The following is a 20,617-nucleotide window of genomic DNA, read 5'->3' on the forward strand; positions in this document are numbered from 1 at the left end:
GTAAAACTTCAGGCCACACCGACCCCCTGTTGCACGCCTCGAGCACAACGTAGTGCCCAAACAAAGGACGCACCAATGAAACAAGAAGTCCAAACCACCCAGGCCGGACAACCACGCAGTGCCCGGCCGTTTCTCTCAGACAAGGCCGTCATCGCCATCTGCATGCTCGTCACGGTGATGGAAGGCTACAACCTGATCGTCTTCGGCTCCGTGGTTCCCCTGCTGCTGACCGACCCATCCCTGCACATTGACGAACAGGCCACCGGACTCGTCGGCGGCATCGTCTACGCCGGTGCACTGATTGGCGTCCTGAGCGGAACCGCCCTTGCCGACCGCTACGGCCGGCACCGGATCATGGCGCTGGCCGCAGCAGTCTTCGCGCTCGGATCAGCCCTCGCAGCACTGGCCCCCACCCCGGAATTCCTCGGGGTTGCACGGCTCATCACCGGCATCGGCGTCGGCGGAGCCGTCACCACGGCTATGACGCTGGCACGGAACCACGCGCCCAAGCAGCGCGGAAGCCTGGTCATCACGATCACGATGGCAGGCGTTCCACTCGGGGGGACGCTGGCCGCCCTCTTCGGGATCTTCCTCATGCCCCTGCTGGGCTGGAGGTCAATGTTCTGGCTCGGCGCCGGCCTGACACTGATCATTCTTGCCGTGCTCATGTCCTGCCGCATCAGCGAACCGGCCGAAGTCCGCGACACTGTCCTGTCTCCGGGACAAAAGTTCGCCGCCCTTTTCCGGGGCCGCGGCTGGGTTCTTGTTCTGTTCGTCGCACTGGCCGCCGTCACGAACATGGTGACCTGGCTTGGTCTGAACGTATGGCTTGCCGAGTCCATGAAAACGCTCGGGTTCAGCCTCACGGAGGCGCTCATCTTCGCATTCACCCTCACAGGGGCCGCGGTCATCGGTTCCTGGTTCACGGCCACAGCAGCTGACAAGGTAGGACCTGCCATCATCGGCGTCATCTGCGCCGTCCTGACCCTCGCCGGGCTTCTCGGCATCCTTCTTGGACCGGTATCCATGGGCTTCGCCCTGGTCTGTGTGGCCCTGATGGGCATCGGCGGCCACTCGACCCAAAACCTGATTAACGCCACAGCCTCAAGTGCCGTAGCCCCGCACTCCCGCGGCACCATTCTGGGCCTGACAAACTCGATGGCTTTCATCGGGTCCTTCCTCGGACCCGTTCTGGGCGGTACCGCCTTCGCCTCCGGGGGTCCGGCGGGGATCTTCACGCTCTACGCGGCCACTGCCGTCCTGTGCCTGCTCCTTTGCGCAGGCCTGTACGCCTCGCGCAGGTCAGCCCACCGTGCACCAGAGGCTGAGACCACGCCAGCTCCTGCTCTGCAGTAAGAGCGGCATAGCACCGTCAGACCAGGCCCGGCCGCCCGCTGTCAAAGAGATGGCGCTGTGCGGCCTGGGCCTGGCCCCGGCGCTGCGTGCCCATGCCGCACCTAGGGGCGCTGGACAGGACTTAGGGATTCTCAGCATCGGTGGCCACCGCATCCTTTGGGGAGGCGGCCGGCTGGACACCGGTGTTGTTATGGATGTGCATGATCTGCATCGCGCTTTCCCGGTCGCGGTTTTCCATCGCGTCGGCCATCCGCTCGTAGAGCTCAAACCTCTCCTCCAAAAGCCCCGGCAAGGAGTGGTCCGCCGGCGCCCGCAGCGTCACGGCGTGCCGCTCAAGTATCTCCAGCAGCCCCAAAAACACCGTCCGCAGCATGGAGTTCGGGGAAATGCCCGCTACCAGGGCCTGGAAACGCCAGTTCCCGTGCAGGAACGCGGGAATGTCTCCGTCTGCCATCGCCTGTTTCATCGCCTTGACTTCCTCCCGCATGGCCAGGACGTCAGCCGCGGAGGAGTACATTAGGGCATCTTCGATGACCAAAGGATCCAGCACGTTGCGCATCCTGAGCGCGTCGGCCACGATGTGCTCACTGTCATCCATGGCCAGCATCTGGTTGCCCAGCCTGACCAGAGGGGTCTGCTGGGCGGCAAATATTCCTCCGCCCGGACCGCGCCGCAGCGCAACAATGCCCCGGGCCTGGGCGATCTTCAACGCCTCATTAAAAGTCCCCACTGAAACCGAGCAACGCTGCCGGACCTCGTCCTTACTTCCAAGACGCCCGTCCGGGCCGGCCGCCGCGGCCAACTCGGCGATAAGGTTTGCCGCCATTTCGGCCCGGTTCGTTGGAGCGGCCCGCAGTGAATCATCGGGAGAAGGCACCGGGCCCCACAGTTCGTGTGCGGGAGACGCCGCAGGGGGTGCCGCTGTGGTCCGCATGAGTTCCTCCTAAAGTAACCAATTCATCATGATCATCTTATCCGTCCTTGACACTGAGAACCATGTCCCGTAATCATAATAATGATCATGTTTTATTTTGACAGTGCCGTCCGAAATGTGATGAGAAATGGAGCTCTTAATGTGTGCCAGCAACGAGGCCGCGTGCGTAGGTTCAAGTGTGGGCAACCGGCCCGGGGTTGCGAAGCGCAACAGGACGTGGCTGCCCATTCCAGTTCCACCGGGGAAGCCGCAAACCGACGATGTGCAGGCCGGCGCGAGGTCCGCTGCACCAGGAAAGGGAGCCCCTAATTGCGCCGGTCTGAGCGACCTGCCAAACGATCCCTCTTCCGCAAACGCCTTGAATCCGTGCCGCGGGTGTTCACGTGCTGATACCTGAGGTCCTGATCAGCGCCGACGCACTGAGCAGGCTTCGTGGAAATCCGTTTCTGGAATGGGAAAGGTTGCCCGGCGCCGAAGTGGATGTGTATCTGGGCTCTGAGTTTGTTCGAAGGGCAACAGTTGACGCAGTCACCGATGACGGAAACCTCCTGTGGCTGAGCGCTGAAGGCCCATTCAGCCGAACGCTGATCGACAAGGCCCAGGGATATGAAGTCTGGCTTGCTCCGAGTCGGCCCTGACAGGGTGGGCGTGAGAATCCTCCACACCGCACTAGCTCAGCTACGTCCAGATCCCCCGAGAATGGCTGCAGCTGAGAATCTGCCCAACGCAACAACAAAGGAACCGCTATGTCCAAACTTAAATCCGATGCGGCCGCCGCCCTGACCGAGGTGCTCAGGGACGGGATCACCCTTGCGGTGGGCGGGTTCGGGCTGAGCGGCATTCCGGCGGACCTGATCGAGGCCGTGCGCGACTCCGGCGTAAAGGAACTGACCGTCGTCTCCAACAACATGGGGGTTGACGGCAAAGGCCTGGGCATCCTGATCGAAGCCGGCCAGGTCCGCAAGGTGATCGCCTCCTACGTCGGTGAGAACAGGCTCTTCGCTGAGCAGTACCTCGCCGGGGTCCTGGAAGTGGAGTTCACCCCGCAGGGAACCCTGGCCGAACGGTTGCGCGCCGGCGGCGCCGGCATCCCCGCGTTCTACACCAGGACCGGCGTCGGCACCCTGGTAGCCGAAGGCAAACCGCACGAGGTGTTCGACGGGGAAACATACGTCCGTGAACGCGCCATCGTCGCCGACGTCGCACTGGTCCACGCCCACACCGCCGACACAGACGGCAACCTGATCTACCGGCATACCGCACGGAACTTCAATCCCGTGGTGGCCACTGCTGGCCGGCTCACCGTCGCGGAGGCTGAGGTGGTTGTGGAACCAGGCGAACTGAATCCCAACCACATCGTTACCCCAGGCGTCTTTGTGCAGCGGCTGGTGCAGGCCACCGCGCGTGTTAAGGACATTGAGCAGCGCACCGTCCGGCCGCGCAGCGAATTGATCAACACCGAGGCCCTGGCCGTCTAAGGCTTCATACACATTTACAAAGGAGAATCCCCATGGCGTGGACCAGGGATGAAATGGCTGCGATCGCGGCCGAAGAACTGAACGACGGCGACTACGTCAACCTCGGCATCGGCATCCCCACGCTGGTGGCCAACAACCTGCCCGACGGCGTCCGGGTCGTTCTGCAAAGCGAAAACGGTCTCCTGGGTATGGGCCCGTTCCCGTACGAGGGCGAGGAGGACGCCGACCTGATCAATGCCGGCAAGCAGACCGTCACCGTCCTGCCCGGGGGGAGTATCTTCGATTCCGCCAGCTCCTTCGGCATGATCCGCGGCGGGCACGTGAAGGTCGCGATCCTGGGCGCCATGCAGGTCTCCGGCAACGGCGACCTCGCCAACTGGACCATTCCCGGCAAGATGGTCAAAGGCATGGGCGGGGCCATGGACCTGGTGGCCGGCACACCCCGTGTAGTGGTCCTGACCGAGCACAACGCCAAGGACGGTACCGCGAAGATCGTGCGCGAATGCACGCTTCCGCTGACCGGGCTGAGCTGCGTGGACCGGATCATCAGCGATCTCGCCGTCTTCGACCTGGTGAAGAAAGACGGCGGCCGTCGGCGGCTCACGCTGACCCGGCTGGCCCCGGGCGTGAGTCTCACCGACATTCACGAGAAAACCGAAGCGGAATTCGACATATCCCTGAACGTACCGGGAGGCAGCCATCCGAACATCCGCGGACTTACCGGTTTTCCCCCGACTACGGACCCTGGGCTGGACGGGGAGTCATCACGAGCTTCTGAGGCGGTCCAGGCATGAGCGTGTTGATAGCCGGCTATGCCCGGACCCCTTTCTCGCGGTTCAACGGACGGTTCGCTTCCGTGCCGGCAACGGCACTGGGCGCCCATGCAATCAGTGCGGCACTAAGTCGCGCGGGTGTGCAAGGGACAGACGTGCAGTATGTTTTTGCCGGACAAGTTCTCCAGGGCGGAGCTGGGCAGAACCCGGCCCGGCAGTCATCGGTGACCGCGGGCATCCCGATGTCCGTACCGGCAATAACGCTCAATGCAGTGTGCCTGTCCGGAATGGAGGCAGTGGTCTCGGGTGCCCGCATGATTTCCGCCGGCGAGGCAGATGTAGTCGTGGCCTTGGGACAGGAATCCATGTCCCTGGCACCCCATGCCTTCCAAGCCCGTGCCGGGAACAGGTACGGCTCCATGCAGGCTCTGGACACACTCGAATACGACGGCCTAACGGATGCATTCGAACAGCGCTCGATGGGAGTCTCCACGGAAGAGGGAAACAGCGAATACGCCCTTGACCGGCCCAGTCAGGACGCCTGGGCTGCAGCCTCCCACCAAAAAGCCGAAACGTACGCGGACTTCCTCGCCGAGGAAATCGAACCGTTCAAGCTGGTCTCGCGTAAGGGCACCACACTCGTCACCGACGATGACGGGGTACGTCCGGGAACCACAGTAGATTCCTTGGCTCCCCTTCGCCCCGCCTTTGGTGGCGCAGGCACCATCACCGCCGGAAACTCGTCACAAATAACCGATGGGGCTGCTGCGCTGGTGCTGGTCAGTGACTCCGCAGCATACCGCCTGAACCTTTCGCCCCTCGCCGTCATCGAGTCGCATGCTTTCGTAGCCGGGCCCGATGTTCGACTGCACGACCAACCGGCCAATGCCATCACCGCAGCACTCGCCCGAATAGGTGCAGACACTCAGGACCTCGCTGCCGTCGAGATCAACGAAGCGTTCGCCGCCGTGGCCGTCAGGTCAGTCCAGAAACTCGGCATCAGTCCCGACATCGTCAATACCCGTGGCGGCGCCGTCGCACTCGGCCATCCCATCGGCGCTTCAGGTGCCCGAATCGTCGGCACGCTGGCGCGACAGTTGGCCGGGCTGGGACCAGGACAACTCGGAGCTGCCGGCATATGCGGGGGCGGCGGACAAGGATCCGCCATCATCCTCAGAGCACTCTAGGAGACAAGTGCTGGTCCCCACGATGCTTCAACAAAACAGCGAACGTTCAATCACACCGCCACGCCCACCGCAACCGGGAAGGATCCCCGGATCGGGAACCGGGCCCTATCGGGTAGCCCAGTGGAAACACCTGTGGCGTGACGAATTCATCGAGCTCCGCCGCGGCCACCGGACCGAGGGTACCGGGCGGGTTGACGACATCACCGAAGACGGCACGACCATGTGGATCCATCTGAGTGCCGGAAACGGACGCATCATGATTCATCAAGATGACGGAATCGACGTCTGGCGAGTCGACCCCCGCATACGACAGGACCGTCCCCTCCGCTGACAATCTGAGAACCAAACGACCGCGGCGGGACGGCCAGGCGATCACCCGGATCGCCACCTATCGCAACGACTGCCGTCCCGCCGCTCCTGCTAATCCCTGGGGAAACCGCAGTTATCGGTTCCCTGGCGCTTCGCGATGTCTCCGCTATCGTCAAGTAGAGGCACACCCCAACCTGACACCAGCCCGAACGTGCTGCCATTGCTGGGCGCCAGGAGTGACGACGCGACTGTTTTGACTCTGGTCGAAAAGGGAGGGCGCACTTAGTGGCTCATGATTTGGATGATGTGTTCTTTCATCCACACTCTTCTCCGCGCAAACGCACGAGCTCAGGGAACTTCTAACCCGCTACAAGCAACCCCGACCGCTGGGACTCCACAAAATTCACCACACATTTCCCGGAGAGTTGCTGGCGACCTCCAACCGTGATGGTGACGTCACCCACGGGAAGCCGACCCTCAGCTGGCACGATGGCCGGACCCCAGGCGCAAAATCTGCCAGCGGCGCGTGTCTGAAGCGTCTTCGACAAGGGCGGTGATGGCATTACGGGCACCCGCAGGATTGGCGGACGATGAGCTCTGGGGCGACTTTCTCGACCAAATCAGCAGTTGGAGCGTTGAGGGCTCCCAGTGCTGCGAGCAGTTTCCGGGCGGAAAGTTTGCCTAGACGTTCGGCATGGGTGGCTACGCTGGTCAGGGGCGGCTCCCAAAGGGCGGCTCCCCGGATGTCGTCGTACCCGATGACCCGGACCGACTCCACGGGTACGCCGTGCACGCGGAGTGCTCGGTAGAAGCCGAACGCCACGCTATCGCTGTGGCAGATCACCCCATCTGGCAGGGGGCCTGCGGCCAGCAACTGTTCTCCTGCCGCGAGGCCAGCTTCGCCTGTGGCGTCGCCTTGGATGTCGGTCAGCGCAGCCTCATCAAGCCCTGCGTCTGCGATCGCGTTTCGGACACCGTCCAAACGATCCCGGCGTGACAACACGATGTCGCGGCCGCCGAGGTAGGCAATGGTCCGGCACCCATGCTCCAGGAGATGTTGGGCGGCCAGCCGTCCGCCCTGAACATCATCGGGACCTATATATGGTGCAGGTTCCCCCTCGAGGTATCGGGTCATGAATACGTGTGGTGTTCCCGATGCTCTGATGGCGTCCAGCAAGTCGGGTGAACTCCCGGAGGCGGGGACTGCTGCCAGGCCTGCAATCTGGTGCTCCCGCAGCTCAGCGATCAGCTGTTCCTGTCGGGTCGGGTCATCCCCGGTCGCAACCACGAGCGAGAGGAATCCATGGGCGCGGAGCTCACCTTCCAGCCCCACCAGAAGCTCTCCGAAAAACGGGCTGGAGATATTGGTAACCACTACCCCGATGGTGCTGGAACGCTGGGTCCGCAGTGATGCGGCACCCCTGTTGTAGACGTAGCCGAGCTCCTTGATGGAGGCATGGACCCTGTCACGGGTTTTCTGCGACATGCGCCCAGTCCCGGTGACCACGTACGACGCGGTCGTCCGCGACACTCCGGCGTGGGCGGCCACGTCCTTGAGTGTCACGTGTTCTGTCATAGGACCTAAAGTAGCAGGACGAACGCGCCTTCCCGGGACGGGCGTCCCGGCGAGGGCGGTCATCGTCCGGCCAGCATCAGTTCGGCCCTGCTGGCAGTTTCCCGGGCCAGCTGCGCACTCAGCCCGGTATGGTGAACCGGATCCAGGAGCCTGCCTAGTTCCTCTTCGTCGAGCACTCCGGTGACCCGGGTGTCCTTCCGCAGAACGTCAAGGAAGTCGGTGCCGGTTGTGACGGCTTCCGTGGCGGCGTGGTGCACGATGTCGTGTGCCTCCTGCCGTCCCATGAATCCAGCCAGCCCCATCATCACGGCTTCGGCCGAGATGAGGCCATGCGTGAGGCCGAGGTTATCCTTCATTCTTTCCGGGAAGACATGCAGACCGCCCAAGAGGTCGGCCAGGAGACGGAGCGTCTCGGTGCCGTGCACAGCTGCGGTCATGACAGCATGGTCCATCAACGCCGAGCGGGCCCCATCCACTTCATGGGATTGGATCATTGCTTCCAGTGCCATGGGAGCAGCCGCCTGCACGATGGCCGCGTTCGTCACGACCCCGCCGCTGAGCTTGGGGTTCCGCTTCTGTGGCATCGTCGAGCTTCCAACATCGCCTTCGGGAATCTCCTCGCTTAGCTCGCCGTATTCGGCCGCCATCAGACGGGACACTTCCCCGGCGATCTGGCTCGATGACGCGGCCATCAAGGCCAGCACTGACACGAACTCGGCGAAGTGGTCCACGATTCCCCTGCCGGGGACTGGCATGGGCAGCAGGCCCAATTCTTCAGCCACGAGCTGCTGGACCTGTGGGCCTTTCCCGCCGAACGTAGCGAATGTCCCTGCCGCTCCGCCCGTCATGGACACGGCCAAGCGGGGACGCAGCTGATCGAGACGTGTCAGGTGCCGGAGCATGGGATCGAGCCAGCAGGCCACCTTGTATCCGAAGGTGATCGGCACGGCCTGCTGCCAGTGAGTCCGTCCGGCCATGAGGGTGTCCGCATGATTCAGCGCCAACTCCACCAGTGCCCGAATGACGTGGATGGATTGTTCCTCCACGGCGTCTAGGGCCTTGAGGATCCCGACGGTATCGCCGCTTTGCTGGATGTTCTGTGTCGTGGCACCCCAATGGACCCACCCGCCGGCTTCCGGTCCGGTGACACGGGACAGTTCACGGATGATCGGGACCATGACGTGGCCAGTGAGGCGTTCCTGGTTGTCCAGTTCGGCTTCGTCCAAGAGTTCCAAACGGGCGTTTTCTGCGATCGTCCGGGCGGCTGCTTCCGGGACGATGCCGAGCCGGGCTTCGGCCTTGGCCAGCGCTGCTTCAACGTCCAGCCAGCGCTGGCGTTTGCTGGTCTTGGTAAACAGGTCCCGGACCTGATCGGTGGCGCACGTGGTGAGCATGTCGTGGGTGCCTCTTTCCTTAAACAACGGGTCCTGCCATGGCCTTGGTCGCTGCGTCGTCCCTGGACGCCTCTTTCTTGTCCCGTTCCAGGAGTTTGGAGACGGTCAGCACGATCAGGATCAGGACGATCTGCAGGCTTCCATAGGCGGCAGCAGAACCGAACTCTGCCGAGTAGATCCGGTTGTAGATCTCCACGGACATCGGGACGTATCCGGCGGGGTAGATCACCACGGAGGCCACGTACTCACCGACGCCGTCGACGAAGGCCAAGAGGGCTCCCGCGATGATGCCCTTGGAGACCAGCCGCAAGGTGATGGTCCTCAGAACCCGCGTGGGTGAGGCGCCGAGGTTCCGCGCGGCTTCTTCCACCGATGGGTCCAGCTGGTCCAATGTGGCGGTCGTGGACCGGAACACGAGCGGCACGTACCGGACGAAGTAGGCCACCGGGAGAATCCAGAGGGTACCCACGAGGCGCAGGCCCAGGTTTCCCGGGTTGGGATCGTTGAATGCCGTTACGAGGTTCACGCCGATGACGGTGCCGGGCAGTGCCCACGGAAGCATGATGGCCAGATCCAACAGGGTCTTCCCGCCGAGCTTCCAGCGGGAAATGATCCAGGCCGCGAGAGCGCCGATAACTACGGCAGCGATGGTTGCCAGGAGACTCATCTGGACGGACACGTTGATGGGCAGCAGACTCCTGGGGTTGGAGAAGATGCCGATGTAGTTCCCGAGCGTGTATTTGGCGGGCAGAACCTGGGTGGTCCAGGAACTGTCGACGGAGAAGGACACCAGAATGATGACCAGAACCGGGGCAACCAGGACGACGCTGAGCAGCAGCGAACTTCCCAGCGCCACGTAGCGCATGACTCCCGTGCTCACAGCACGGTCCCGCTGGGTCCCTTTGGACAGGGAGCGGTGGATGCGACGGCCCTGGTACCACCGCATGGCAACCAGGAACAGGATCGAGACGACCGAGAGGACCGTGGACTGGGCTGCGGCGAGCTCGTGGGCGCCGGCCGTCCTTGTGGAAACGATCTGCATGGTCAGCGTCTGGACGTTGTAGAGCTGCGGCGCCGTGAAGGAAGCCATGGAAATCATGAATGTCAGAAGAGCACAGGACACCAGGGCAGGGGTCAGCATGGGCAGGATGACCGTGCACCACGTCCGAACCTTTCCTGCGCCAAGATTGGCAGCTGCGGATTCAAGAGAGGAATCCAGCCCGGCCAAACCTGCAGTCACGGACAGATAGAAGAACGGGTACATGGTGAAGGTGTGCACCACCAGGACCCCTGCGATGCCGGAGACAGCTGTGGCTGCGGGGCTGATGCCGATCAGTTCGTGCAAGGCGCGGGGAACGATGCCTGTTTCACTGTAGAGGAGCACGAAGGACACCGTGCCGATCAGGGGCGGCAGGGCCATGGGCAAAATGGCGAAAACTTCCAGGAGCTTGCGGCCGGGGAAGTCGAACCTGGTCAGCAGCACGGCCAGGAGGGTGCCCACCACGCCGCACAACACCACGGAGGCGAGGGAGATCCCCACGGACAGTCCCAGGGCCGAGAGTTAGGCGCCGCTGAAGAAGTTAGCGTAGTTGGCGCCCAGTCCTTCACCCTTCGCAGAGAACAACGCGGTTTGGGCCATGGGGACCACCACGAAGAAGAGCAGGATCAGGAAGACGGGGATAGCCAAAATGTAGACAAACCTGTCATGCCCGATTCGCTCACCCAGGCTGCCGCGGGACACCCGCGCCGCAGTCTTAACGCTGATGCTTTCCCGGGTGAGAGTGTCGGTACTCATGGCTGCACCATCCAGGCCTTGTTGCGCCCGCACACCAGATGGACGGAGTCGCCTTCACGCGGTGCGTCCAGGCCGTCCGGGACGCTCACGGTCAGGATCTCCGCACCGCATGCCACCTCGTAGTTAAGGGAGGCGCCGGTGAATTCGAGGGATCGCACGACACCGGTCAAAACACTGTCCTCCTCGGCGCCGAAGCTAAGCTGCTCGGGACGGATGGACACCTTGACGACCGTTCCAGGTGTCGCTTCGACGTACGGGGAAACGGGCACCTGAAGTTCACCGCCGCCCTCGAGTCTCAGACGCACGCCTTCCACGCTTGTGGACAGGACCGTTGCGTCGAGGACGTTGCTGCTGCCGATGAATCGGGCCACGAATGCCGTTGCGGGACGGTGGTAGATCTCGCGGGGCGCGGCGACCTGATGCACTTTGCCGGCTTCCAGCACCGCGATGCGGTCGCTCATGGCCATGGCCTCGGACTGGTCGTGCGTGACGTAGATACCGGTGATGCCGGCCTCACGCTGGACCTTGCGGATCTGCAGGCGGGTTTCCTCGCGAAGCTTGGCGTCGAGGTTGGACAGCGGCTCGTCAAGCAGCAGTACGGACGGTTCGATGACAACCGCGCGGGCCAGGGCTACGCGTTGCTGCTGCCCGCCGGAGAGCTGGTCGATCCTACGCGAACCGTAGCCAGCAAGACCAACCTGGGCGAGGGCCTTCTCGATCCGCCTGGCCCGGTCTGCTTTGGCCACCTTTCGAATGCTCAGGCCATACGCGACGTTCTGCGCCACGGTCATGTGCGGGAAGAGGGCGTAGTTCTGGAAGACCATGCCCGTGTCGCGGCGGTGCGGAGGGGTGTTGGTGACTTCCTTGCCGCCGAAGCGGATCATGCCGCTGGTTGGCTGCAGGAATCCTGCGATCATGCGGAGCATGGTGGACTTGCCGCAGCCGGACGGTCCGAGCAGGGTAAAGAATTCGCCGGCACCGATGATGAGATCCATGGCGACGGTAGGGGGAAGGTCGCCGTAGCTCTTGGTGACGTTGTCGAGTTGAACTGTGATCATGACGTGTACCTCTGTTGTTCGGCTCGGGTTAGCCGTGGTTCTTGATGTTCTGGACCCAGTAATTGATCCATTCGGCTTCCTTGGAGGACTCGGCCTTCCAGTCGACGTTCATTTCCTTCAGGCCAACGTTGGCCAACCATTCCGGCTCCTTGGCGAGTTTCACCGTGGGGATCTGGAAGTTGTTCTCGGCAAGGTACTGCTGGGTGGAGTCGCTGAGCAGGAACGCGGCGAAGGTGTCTGCGGCGTCCTTGTCGGGGCCGTTTTTGACCTTTCCAATCCCGTCAAGGAGGACCGGTGCACCGGAGGCAGGGACGACGGGGGTGAAGGGCACTCCAGCCTTTTGCTGGTTCATGATGTCCTGCAGGTTCCAAACCGTGAGCGGCGCTTCCTGCCGTTGGATACGGAGGTACAGGTCGGTGGGGTTGGCAGTGTAGTCCTTGGTGTTGGCATCGAGCTTCTTAAGCCATGCGTAGCCGGGTGCGGGGTCCGAGACAGTGCCGTACTTCAGGATCATCGAGCCGAAGATGCTGCGCATCGTGCCGGAGGCTGCCACGTCGCGGATCAGGATCTTGTCCTTGTACTCGTCCTTGACCAAGTCATCCCAGTCCTTGGGAGCCGATTCCGGGGTCAGCATGGTGTTGTTGTAGGCGATAACTTCGGCGAGGCGCTGCTCGGCCAGCCACAGGTTGTTCTTACCGCGGTACTTCTCAGGGACTCGGTCCACCACGTCCTGCTTAAAAGGTTCCAGCAGGCCCGCCGTTACGCCCTGATCGAACTGCTGGGACGTACCGCCCCACCAGATGTCCGCTTGCGGTTTGCCAGCCTCGGCACGGACGCGGTCCGCAACTTCCTGGGCACCTAGGGTCAGGAGGTTGAGTTTGACTTCCGGGTGTTCGGCTTCGAACTTTTTGACGATTCCCTCGGTGATGGCTTTCGGCCGGGAGGTATAGACGGTGACGGTCCCGGAAGTGGATCCGCCGGCTGAGCCGGAGTCCAGCCCGCAGGCGGAGGAACCGAGGATGACAGCCGTTGCGATGGCGGCTGAGACGAATGTGCGACGACGCATGTTGCTCTCCTTTGAGTCAGCCGCGAAAACATCGGGGAGGCGGCTGAGGTCATGTGACTTTGGCGGATCGATTCACCAAGGCTGATGAAATATGCCAGTGGTCTATGTGATCGTTTGGCGGATCGATTCACCAACTGGCTTAAACATCATGCACTCGTGACTCCAGTCACGTCAAGCCGCGGCTAGGAGGGGTTAGTTCAGCCGGGGTAAGTGACATGGAAACTGCCCTTAAGCCCGGCCGCTCGTTCGTAGGCACCACCCTAGAGTCATAGTGCAGGCAGAAGTCTTTTGGCCTACACCCCAATCTGACGTCAGGCGCGTGTGACATGGGAGGATTTGGACTGTGGGGGAAGCTCCGGCTGTTCTCAGACGCATGCCGTATCTCAGCATGGGACATAGCCGCCCCTCCTCTTCAGGCCAAGTCCACCAGACCCAGATTCTTGGGGCTATTGTGCTTGTTCTCGAGCTGCCTACGTCCCGGTTTCCTTCCCCAAGCTGTCAGGGTGGGATCTGAGAACATGATGAGGCACTGTCTAGAAAACAGAAATGTGGCTCTATTCTGACGCGACGCAGCAGACCGGTAGGACAACGGCAAGAGCCCGCTGTTCAGCTAAAACCTAGGCTAAATAATGGCCAAAACTTCGGCTATGATTATCGCGTGAAGACGGTACCGCTTAGTGAGGCGAAGGACAAGCTTTCCGCGCTCGTGGAGGAAGCGGACAAGACGCACGAGATCATCCAGATCACCCGACACGGGCACCCGTCAGCGATCCTGATGTCTGCTGCGGACCTGGAATCCCTGCAGGAAACCATCCATTGGCTGTCGCAGCCGGGCATCCGTGAAGACCTCGCTCAGGCCAGGCGCGATATCGCGGAGGGAAATACAACCAGCGGAGAAGATCTCCGCCGCGAATTCGGGCTCCCGCCACGGTGACCGAGTCCGCCGCCCAAGATCCATGGAAGGTTGAAGTCACCAGCCCGGCACTGAAGGGCTTCCGGCGGCTCCCGGAAAAAGCGGCCGCCGCCATTGTCGAGTTCGTCACCGGAGTCCTGCCCCAGAACCCGTACCGGTTGAGCAAGCCCCTTACGAACGAACTCCTCGGGCTCCGCACCGCCCGACGGGGTGACTACAGGGTGCTGTTCACCCTCGACGTTGAAGCTCACATCCTCTACGTTCACCGCATCGAACACCGCTCGGACGTCTACAAACCCCGATAACCCGCCACTCCCAAGCCTGGAGAAGAGCAGCCGGCGCAGCTTGATGGAATCTCCATTATCGTTTTATCTGAACGCGCTGGATGCGAGAATCTCTCATCTATTGCGGGATCCAGACATCGGAATCGGCCAGGCCTTGTCTGCATGTGGGCGCCCATCGTCCAGAGCGGTCATGGTGAGTCGCCGCCGCTGTTGATCCACGAGGGGCGTCAAGCCAACTCGGCCGCATGGGAGATGACGCCGACGCCATCGTCAAAGGGTTGGACCGCCGCGGTGCGGAGACATTCAGCGTAGCGCTCACGAGTCTGGAGGCCGGAAGTGACCGGGTCCAACGCCTTGCGCTGCACTGCGCCGACCTGAAATGGTCCGCAGGCAGGATCAGTTGCATCGACCCCGTACCCGTGAAGCGTGCGCTGTTCGACCATATTCGGCTGGTGGTCCGTGAAGCCGCCAGGCAAGGACTCCTCCACGCGCAGGGCTCCCGCAGCTCGACGAGGCAAAACGCGATCACCTGTCTGACCTGGCAAGAGGCGCAGAGGAGTGCTGCCAAAGAACCGTGGCTACCGGTCTGCTGAAGTGGCAGAGCGGGCCTTCCCGAGAATGAAGTCGCGGTCGGACTCTGAGAGCGGCGAGCCTCCGTGCAGGTCACAATCGTCGGCCCGTACGCCGATCTCCTCGCAGATCAGGGTAGCCATGGTGCGCGGCATGATCGCAGACCCTGGGTTATCGATGAGCCATTGCTGCGTGGAGGGGCTGAGTTTGTCCCAGTTTCCCCTAATGTCCATCTCCATTGACACTGCCTTCCTGAATAGGTGTGTTACCTGGTGCCTGCTACAAGCGGTTGGACCGCCCAGCCTGATGCCGGAAAGCGGTTCGGGAATGGATCTTTCAGCCGTGCACTAGTCTGCGAGATCACGCGATACATGGTTGCTCCTGGCTGCTGATTTCCGTCTCCCCGCCGGGGCGGCGGCACTGCGGATCACCGTCACTGGCCAGTGTGGTCTGCCTGTGTTACGGCGGCTTATCGTCGACATGACGATCTGGTGTCCAGATTCGCGATACGACTGAAATCACTCCGCGGCTTACCGTCCGCGGTCGGCTCCCACAGCCTTGGCTGCTCTCTATTCGTAGGTGCCAGCCAGCCTGCCGTGGCCCGCACCTCCGGGCTGTTGCACCCGGCAGAGGCTGTTGCGCTGCCGGGTGGGGTGCCGAGGCCCGTTCTCGTCTTGCCCCGCATGCTCGATTGGCTGGTCTTCGTCATCATCGTGATACTCCCTGCTGCCTGAAAAGTCCCTGAGACCGACAGGAAGAATGCCCGTTGCATCCGGACCTGCGAGCCAGGGGTCGAGTCGGACGGGCCTGGCGGGCAGCGCCACGTTGCCGCGAAACAACGTGGATCAGCACACATCGGTTGCGAGTCCGGTGCTGAAGTTCAGGAGCAGGCATGCCGTTCTTTGGTTCGGGTGGCAAGTGGAACCGGTAGGGCAGCTCGGCGGTACAGGCCTTGGTGATCGCGGGGGTTCCGGCGGAGCCCTCGCCCCGAAACCCGCCACCTCGCCCAGCCCAACAAAGAGATTAAGAGGGCTTTCAGGTGTGGCGGTGTGCCGGGGCGAACTGCGCCGCGCGGTTCCTTTCTTCGGCGCGGATAAGGTGCACGAGCGCGTTAATGAGGGCCAGGTGGGTGAACGCCTGGGGGAAGTTGCCGAGGTGGCGGCCGTTCACAGGATCCAGCTCCTCGGCGTAAAGTCCCAAGGGGCTGGCCAGGGACAGCAGATGCTCGCACAGCGCCTTGGCGCGTACCACTTCTCCGATCTCCACCAGGGCCGAGACGAGCCAGAACGAGCACGTCGTGAACGTCCCCTCGTCACCCGTGAGCCCGTCATCGGTCTGCTCGGGGCGGTAGCGCAGGACCAGCCCGTCCCGGGTGAGCTCGTCGGCGATGGCAAGGACTGTGGCGCGCACGCGCGGATCGTTCGCCGGCAGGAACCGAACCAGGGGAATAAGGAGCAGGGAGGCATCAAGGTTCATCGTGCCGTAGGACTGGACGAAGACGCCGCGGTCATCGACACCGTTGCGGCAAATGTCCTCGTGGATCTCCTCCGCGAGGGTGTCCCACTTCCGCGCGTAGTCAGCCTGGCCGTGCAGCCGGGCAAGCCGGGCGCCACGGTCGAGGGCGACCCAGCACATGAGCTTTGAGGAGGTGAAGTGCTTTGGTTCGCCTCGGACCTCCCAGATGCCGTGGTCCGGGTCCCGCCAGTGGACGGCGGCTTGCTCCACTTGGCGGAGCAGGACTGGCCAGAGCGGCTCGGGAAGCTGGTCCCTGGACTTGGCGTGAATGTAGACGGAGTCGAGCATGGCACCCCAGACATCGAGTTGCCTTTGGTGGACGGCGGCGTTGCCGGTCCGCACGGGCCGGGCGCCGTCGTAGCCGTTGAGCTCCTCGAGTATGGCCTCGGGAAGGTCCCGCTCGCCGTCGATTCCGTACATGATCTGCAGGTCGTCCTCTGCGGCGACGTCGCGGATAAATGCGAAGAAGTCGTCGGCCTCGCGGTCCAGGCCGAGGGTGTAGAGGGCCCACAGGGCGAACGTGGAATCGCGAACCCAGGTGTACCGGTAGTCCCAGTTCCGCTCTCCCCCGGGCGTCTCGGGGAGTGATGTGGTCGGCGCTGCAACCAGGGCGCCGGTCGGCGCGTAGGTGAGGCCCTTCAACGTCAAGGCACTGCGTTGCAGCTCCTCCCGCCACGGGTGGTCCGGGAACTCGCCGCCGGTGATCCATTGCCTCCAGAACTCGGTGGTCTGCCACTGCCGGTAGGTAGCCTCCTCCCATGTCATCGGTGGGGGCAGCGACCCCCAGGAGAGCGCGATAAACGCCTGCTCGCCCTCGGTCATCCGGCTGCGGATCACCGCGGTGGAGTCCTCGATACCCAGCCGGCGGTCGGTGGTCAGCCGGAGCACAGGGTCTGCGTCGTCGCGGCTGACGGTCAGGACCTCCCCGTAACCGGGACCGGCAAACTCCCACCGGGCCCTGCGCCGGCCGTAGCCGAAAACCGGCTCGCACATCGCAGTCAGTTCCACGGCGCCGTTGACGCACCGGACGGTGCGCAGCAGGCAATGCTCAGCCTCGAAGTTCGTCGGCGGGCGCCGGTATCGGCCGGCCCTCTCTTCGGTGTGGTGCCACGGGCCCATCACGAGGGCATCCCTCACGATGAGCCAACCCGTCCTTGTCTGCCACGTGGTCTCAAGGATCAGGCTGCCGGGGAGATATCGGCGCGCAGTGGGCACCCGCACGCCGTAGGGTGCTACCTTGAAGGCCCCCGCGGCGCGGTCAAGCATGGCGGAGAACAAGCTCGGTGAGTCGTGACGCGGCACGCACATCCACTCCACCTGACCGCTCGGTGCGATCAAGCAGTTTGCTTCACAGTCGGACAGGAAGGCATAGTCGGCGATCGGCGGGTATTGACTCACTCCTGCCCCTAACCGCCGCCTCTGGGCCCCGGACCCGGCGTCGCTCCTCACCACACCAGTATGCTGCTCCCCCGGTGGCAGCGAGTCCTGACTCCGTGCCTTGACGCTGCTGTCGCCCTGGATCTAGGTCGAAAGCTTCCACTCCGGCAAGCAGGCCCCCGAGAGATCACGTGGGTGATCCGGTCACGACGGTCGCCGAGGTGGTTTCTTCGATCAGCACGTACTTCCGGGTCTGCCGCGGTGGACGGGAACGACGACGGGAAAAGCTCCGCGAGTGCTCCGGTGCGGATGACCGCCTCACCGCCCGCGCTTTCACGCGCACGAGGCCCTGACCGTCCGAGGGCACCGGCGCTCCACCTCTTCGACCCGCAACACTCGATACTGCCGAACCCGTCGTACCGGACCCTCGTCGTACCGAACCGCCTTTGGCATGGTCACTCTCCTCCAGTTCCCCTGGCCCCGATACCGGCCGAAAGGCCCGGGGATGGCGCCAGCCGGGACCTCCCGTCGGCACGGAAGCGGTTGGGCCCATCAGCCCGGCGTTTTTTGTGGACCGGGGGCCAGCCGTGCGGCAGCAGCTTGTTCGGTCGCCCGGCCCGTGGGTCGAGAGGAAATGCAGTGGCCCGGAATGCGGGAGGTGGTGCCTGAACTCCGTCGGGTAGCGACGCGAATCACGACCAAAGAGCGGTGTGCCTCAGGCAGCTTTTAGGGTCTCCCGCAGCGGTGCCAGTGCCGAGCTCCAGGCGATGACCTGGTCGAGCATCGTGGTCAGAGCTCGAAGGTTGTAGTCGCCGGGCCGGAAAACACGGAAGTTTTCAAACTCCGTGATCATCGAGAGCACCACCTGCTGGCGGACGTCGGCCATCTGGAGTTCGGCCGCGACCTGGCGCAGGTGCTCGACCGCGCGGGCTCCCCCTACCGCGCCGTAGGACACGAAACCGATGGCCTTGTTATTCCATTCGGCGTACAGGTAGTCAAGGGCGTTTTTGAGCACGCCGGGTATGCCGTGGTTGTACTCCGGGGTGACGATGATGAACCCGTCGAAAGCGGCAATTGTTTCCGCCCACTGCCTGGTGTGCTCATGCTGGTACTGGCCGAATGATGGCGGCATCGGTTCGTCCAGATGCGGGAGCGGGTGGTCCCGCAGGTCGATCAGTTCGAATCCGGCGTCCGTGCGGCGCGAGGCCGTTTCCAGTACCCAGCGGGCCACCTGTTCGCCGTTACGGTTGGGACGGGTGCTCCCGAGAATAATACCGATCCTGGTCATGTCAATCCTCCTGTCTGCAGCCAGGGCATTTATTTGCTACGTCAAGCAAACTCTTGTCCGGTTGCTTTGTCAAGCAAGTATTATGGGCAGTGTGAGAGACCAGCCGCCTGAATCTCCAGTTCCGCTGAGTGCGGCGGAAGAAGCATTTATGCGCGCTCTGGGGCGGGCCATCATCACTGTTCCGAGGGCCTTCGATGCCGACCTGCTGCGCGAGCAGAATATGTCCATGAGCGAGTATGCCGCGCTGATGCACCTGTCCGAGGCCTCCGACCGGCGGCTGCGGATGAGTGATCTGGCCACCACCTCTTCACTGTCCCTCAGCGGCATGACCCGGATCGTCAGCCGGCTGGAGGGCCAAGGTTTGGTGCGGCGGGAGCGGTGCGCGACAGACGCCCGGGGCTTCAATGCTGTGCTCACCGACGCCGGTCTCCAGCGCCTGCGCGAGGCCTGGCCGGCACATCTGGCGAGCGTCCGCCGCCACGTATTCAACCACCTGGACTCCATTGACCTCCCAGCCATCACCGCCGCCTTCGAGCAATTCGCCGCTGATCATCAAACTGCCGACACGCGGGACTGAACTGAGACGCCCTTGCCCGTGCCCGCCGTAAAACTCTGAGAACGCCTCAACGCCGGCCCCGCGATCCAGGAATGGGCGAACAGCCGAACGCTGGATAATAAAGGACGAAATGCGGCGCTGGACCATGACCGCGGTAGTGGCCGTTCCAAGGAGATAACGGATCGCTGACGCAGAGTTGGTGCTACGGCCGGAACTCACGCCGTCGGAAAGGCAAGAGACGGTCCTGAATCGCGTGGACATACTCCTCCACCTGCCTGCAATGGGCACAACCCGCTTCGGTACCTGACGTGCCGGCTCGGGGCTTTAGCTCTACTCGTGCCGCTGGCTGGTTGCCGGTGGCTCCATTTCTTCCGGTTCCTGGGGAACCGCGTCATAGATCACCTCGTGGTACGCCAATGCCCGTGCCCGCAGCCCTGGGCCGCCGCGCCCGGCTCGGCGTGGACGCCGTCCTCGGCACCTACGGCCACGGATACGGCGGGCTGGACAGAACTAGGCGTCGTAACCGAGTGGATCGACGCCATCGACGATTTGAGGCCGCCGCCAAGCACGGAGTCGAGACGGACGGAGGCAGCACGGCCGGACCCGGCGCCTGGTACTCGCCGAGCTGGCCGGCCCGATCGCCGGCGGACAACTCCACGTGCCTAACGCAAACCTCCACCCCCTGGCGGAGGTACGCGCGACCTGCACCGTGCTCGAACTCCGCCTCACCCACGGCAAGATCGTCCTTAGACGCAGAGGAACCGCCGTTATTGCCAAGCCAATCGACCCTAGCGGCATGAAACGGGCCGGACTAGCATTTGGCTATCTCTCCGCCTCAATACAGGAGAACCCATGCCGGAAGAGCCACCACCATGCCCAGCACGCGATGTCACCCGGGCCGGTGCAAAAGTCACCGAGATCGCCGCGAGCCACACCGTGTACGTCTCCCAGCCGCAAGCCGTAGCAGCTCTGATCAAGGAAGTGGCTGCGCGGCGGCTAGCGGGGCCACCCATTCGAGCCACCCCTCTGTCGGCACGAAGGAAGCCGGCCGCGGTGGCCGGTTTTTGCAAAAAGGTTCCACACGAACCAACAGGCAAGGAATCGAAATGTGGACCTCACCAGTCGTCGGCAGTAGCTCCCGCCCTGTGAAACGACGGAAGCGCCCGCCCACCCCGGCAAAGTTAGTTC

The 20,617-nt window shown here is 63.1% G+C and carries 17 protein-coding genes; 7 read left to right on the top strand and 10 right to left on the bottom strand.

Annotation, left to right across the window (positions count from 1 at the left end; all coding sequences use genetic code 11):
* Positions 1 to 75: 75 nt before the first annotated feature.
* A complete protein-coding gene (locus tag ACFRAH_RS07020; RefSeq protein WP_377990186.1) occupies positions 76 to 1,356 on the top strand; it encodes an MFS transporter in 1,281 nt (426 codons plus the stop codon).
* Positions 1,357 to 1,477: 121 nt separating this feature from the next.
* On the opposite strand, the gene ACFRAH_RS07025 is transcribed toward ACFRAH_RS07020, so the two are convergent.
* Complete coding sequence (locus ACFRAH_RS07025) at positions 1,478 to 2,290, bottom strand: FadR/GntR family transcriptional regulator (protein WP_377990187.1); 813 nt, start codon at positions 2,288 to 2,290, stop codon at positions 1,478 to 1,480.
* 746 nt (positions 2,291 to 3,036) lie between these two features.
* Between ACFRAH_RS07025 and ACFRAH_RS07030 the strand changes: the two genes are divergently transcribed.
* Genes ACFRAH_RS07030 through ACFRAH_RS07040 form a run of 3 tightly spaced genes read left to right on the top strand, consistent with a single transcriptional unit; the run spans position 3,037 to position 5,728 of the window.
* Entirely contained in the window at positions 3,037 to 3,768 is a 732-nt protein-coding gene (locus ACFRAH_RS07030; protein WP_377990188.1) for a CoA transferase subunit A, read from the top strand.
* A 32-nt stretch (positions 3,769 to 3,800) separates the two neighbouring features.
* Positions 3,801 to 4,562, top strand: coding sequence for a CoA transferase subunit B (locus ACFRAH_RS07035; RefSeq protein WP_377990189.1), 762 nt, complete (start codon positions 3,801 to 3,803; stop codon positions 4,560 to 4,562).
* Positions 4,559 to 5,728, top strand: a complete 1,170-nt coding sequence (locus ACFRAH_RS07040) for an acetyl-CoA C-acyltransferase (RefSeq protein ID WP_377990190.1) — start codon at positions 4,559 to 4,561, stop codon at positions 5,726 to 5,728. The genes ACFRAH_RS07035 and ACFRAH_RS07040 overlap by 4 nt, the downstream gene beginning before the upstream one ends.
* 871 nt (positions 5,729 to 6,599) lie before the next feature.
* Here ACFRAH_RS07040 and ACFRAH_RS07045 read toward each other — a convergent pair.
* The 6 genes from ACFRAH_RS07045 to ACFRAH_RS07070 are packed head-to-tail and all read right to left on the bottom strand — an operon-like array spanning position 6,600 to position 12,926.
* Positions 6,600 to 7,613, bottom strand: coding sequence for a LacI family DNA-binding transcriptional regulator (locus ACFRAH_RS07045; protein WP_377990191.1), 1,014 nt, complete (start codon positions 7,611 to 7,613; stop codon positions 6,600 to 6,602).
* Positions 7,614 to 7,672: 59 nt separating this feature from the next.
* Positions 7,673 to 9,007: an adenylosuccinate lyase family protein gene (locus tag ACFRAH_RS07050; RefSeq protein WP_377990192.1), complete on the bottom strand. Its 1,335-nt coding sequence runs from the start codon at positions 9,005 to 9,007 to the stop codon at positions 7,673 to 7,675.
* Between the two features lie 19 nt (positions 9,008 to 9,026).
* The gene (locus ACFRAH_RS07055; protein WP_377990193.1) at positions 9,027 to 10,547 is read right to left on the bottom strand and encodes an ABC transporter permease; all 1,521 of its coding nucleotides are present in this window, start codon (positions 10,545 to 10,547) and stop codon (positions 9,027 to 9,029) included.
* Between the two features lie 21 nt (positions 10,548 to 10,568).
* Entirely contained in the window at positions 10,569 to 10,802 is a 234-nt protein-coding gene (locus tag ACFRAH_RS07060; protein WP_377990194.1) for a hypothetical protein, read from the bottom strand.
* Positions 10,799 to 11,860, bottom strand: coding sequence for an ABC transporter ATP-binding protein (locus ACFRAH_RS07065; protein WP_377990195.1), 1,062 nt, complete (start codon positions 11,858 to 11,860; stop codon positions 10,799 to 10,801). The genes ACFRAH_RS07060 and ACFRAH_RS07065 overlap by 4 nt, the downstream gene beginning before the upstream one ends.
* 28 nt (positions 11,861 to 11,888) lie before the next feature.
* Positions 11,889 to 12,926 carry an extracellular solute-binding protein gene (locus tag ACFRAH_RS07070; RefSeq protein ID WP_377990196.1) on the bottom strand — a complete coding sequence of 346 codons (1,038 nt, stop codon included), beginning with the start codon at positions 12,924 to 12,926 and terminating at the stop codon, positions 11,889 to 11,891.
* 658 nt (positions 12,927 to 13,584) lie between these two features.
* Between ACFRAH_RS07070 and ACFRAH_RS07075 the strand changes: the two genes are divergently transcribed.
* Positions 13,585 to 13,860: a type II toxin-antitoxin system Phd/YefM family antitoxin gene (locus ACFRAH_RS07075; protein WP_377990197.1), complete on the top strand. Its 276-nt coding sequence runs from the start codon at positions 13,585 to 13,587 to the stop codon at positions 13,858 to 13,860.
* Entirely contained in the window at positions 13,857 to 14,144 is a 288-nt protein-coding gene (locus ACFRAH_RS07080; RefSeq protein WP_377990198.1) for a type II toxin-antitoxin system RelE/ParE family toxin, read from the top strand. Before ACFRAH_RS07075 ends, ACFRAH_RS07080 begins: the two co-directional genes overlap by 4 nt.
* 557 nt (positions 14,145 to 14,701) lie before the next feature.
* Here the strand turns inward: ACFRAH_RS07080 and ACFRAH_RS07085 are convergent.
* The 3 genes from ACFRAH_RS07085 to ACFRAH_RS07095 form a co-directional block, all read right to left on the bottom strand.
* Complete coding sequence (locus ACFRAH_RS07085; protein ID WP_377990199.1) at positions 14,702 to 14,932, bottom strand: hypothetical protein; 231 nt, start codon at positions 14,930 to 14,932, stop codon at positions 14,702 to 14,704.
* Positions 14,933 to 15,728: 796 nt separating this feature from the next.
* A complete protein-coding gene (locus ACFRAH_RS07090; RefSeq protein ID WP_377990200.1) occupies positions 15,729 to 17,606 on the bottom strand; it encodes a glycoside hydrolase family 15 protein in 1,878 nt (625 codons plus the stop codon).
* A gap of 694 nt (positions 17,607 to 18,300) precedes the next feature.
* Positions 18,301 to 18,873 carry an NADPH-dependent FMN reductase gene (locus ACFRAH_RS07095; RefSeq protein ID WP_377990201.1) on the bottom strand — a complete coding sequence of 191 codons (573 nt, stop codon included), beginning with the start codon at positions 18,871 to 18,873 and terminating at the stop codon, positions 18,301 to 18,303.
* 148 nt (positions 18,874 to 19,021) lie between these two features.
* Between ACFRAH_RS07095 and ACFRAH_RS07100 the strand changes: the two genes are divergently transcribed.
* On the top strand, positions 19,022 to 19,450 hold the full coding sequence (locus tag ACFRAH_RS07100; protein ID WP_377990202.1) for a MarR family winged helix-turn-helix transcriptional regulator: 429 nt from the start codon (positions 19,022 to 19,024) through the stop codon (positions 19,448 to 19,450).
* The last annotated feature ends 1,167 nt before the right edge of the window (positions 19,451 to 20,617 follow it).

Origin of the sequence: Arthrobacter sp. NPDC056727, assembly GCF_042790555.1 — a bacterium.
Classification (GTDB): domain Bacteria; phylum Actinomycetota; class Actinomycetes; order Actinomycetales; family Micrococcaceae; genus Arthrobacter.

What these genes read in the sequence shown, in the direction of transcription:
- ACFRAH_RS07020 (WP_377990186.1), top strand. Translation starts at nt 76, where the DNA reads ATGAAACAAGAAGTCCAAACCACCCAGGCCGGACAACCACGCAGTGCC.
- ACFRAH_RS07045 (WP_377990191.1), bottom strand. Translation starts at nt 7,613, where the DNA reads ATGACAGAACACGTGACACTCAAGGACGTGGCCGCCCACGCCGGAGTG.
- ACFRAH_RS07070 (WP_377990196.1), bottom strand. Translation starts at nt 12,926, where the DNA reads ATGCGTCGTCGCACATTCGTCTCAGCCGCCATCGCAACGGCTGTCATC.
- ACFRAH_RS07100 (WP_377990202.1), top strand. Translation starts at nt 19,022, where the DNA reads ATGCGCGCTCTGGGGCGGGCCATCATCACTGTTCCGAGGGCCTTCGAT.
- ACFRAH_RS07035 (WP_377990189.1), top strand. Translation starts at nt 3,801, where the DNA reads ATGGCGTGGACCAGGGATGAAATGGCTGCGATCGCGGCCGAAGAACTG.
- ACFRAH_RS07060 (WP_377990194.1), bottom strand. Translation starts at nt 10,802, where the DNA reads ATGAGTACCGACACTCTCACCCGGGAAAGCATCAGCGTTAAGACTGCG.
- ACFRAH_RS07095 (WP_377990201.1), bottom strand. Translation starts at nt 18,873, where the DNA reads ATGACCAGGATCGGTATTATTCTCGGGAGCACCCGTCCCAACCGTAAC.
- ACFRAH_RS07065 (WP_377990195.1), bottom strand. Translation starts at nt 11,860, where the DNA reads ATGATCACAGTTCAACTCGACAACGTCACCAAGAGCTACGGCGACCTT.
- ACFRAH_RS07040 (WP_377990190.1), top strand. Translation starts at nt 4,559, where the DNA reads ATGAGCGTGTTGATAGCCGGCTATGCCCGGACCCCTTTCTCGCGGTTC.
- ACFRAH_RS07085 (WP_377990199.1), bottom strand. Translation starts at nt 14,932, where the DNA reads ATGGAGATGGACATTAGGGGAAACTGGGACAAACTCAGCCCCTCCACG.
- ACFRAH_RS07025 (WP_377990187.1), bottom strand. Translation starts at nt 2,290, where the DNA reads ATGCGGACCACAGCGGCACCCCCTGCGGCGTCTCCCGCACACGAACTG.
- ACFRAH_RS07050 (WP_377990192.1), bottom strand. Translation starts at nt 9,007, where the DNA reads ATGCTCACCACGTGCGCCACCGATCAGGTCCGGGACCTGTTTACCAAG.
- ACFRAH_RS07030 (WP_377990188.1), top strand. Translation starts at nt 3,037, where the DNA reads ATGTCCAAACTTAAATCCGATGCGGCCGCCGCCCTGACCGAGGTGCTC.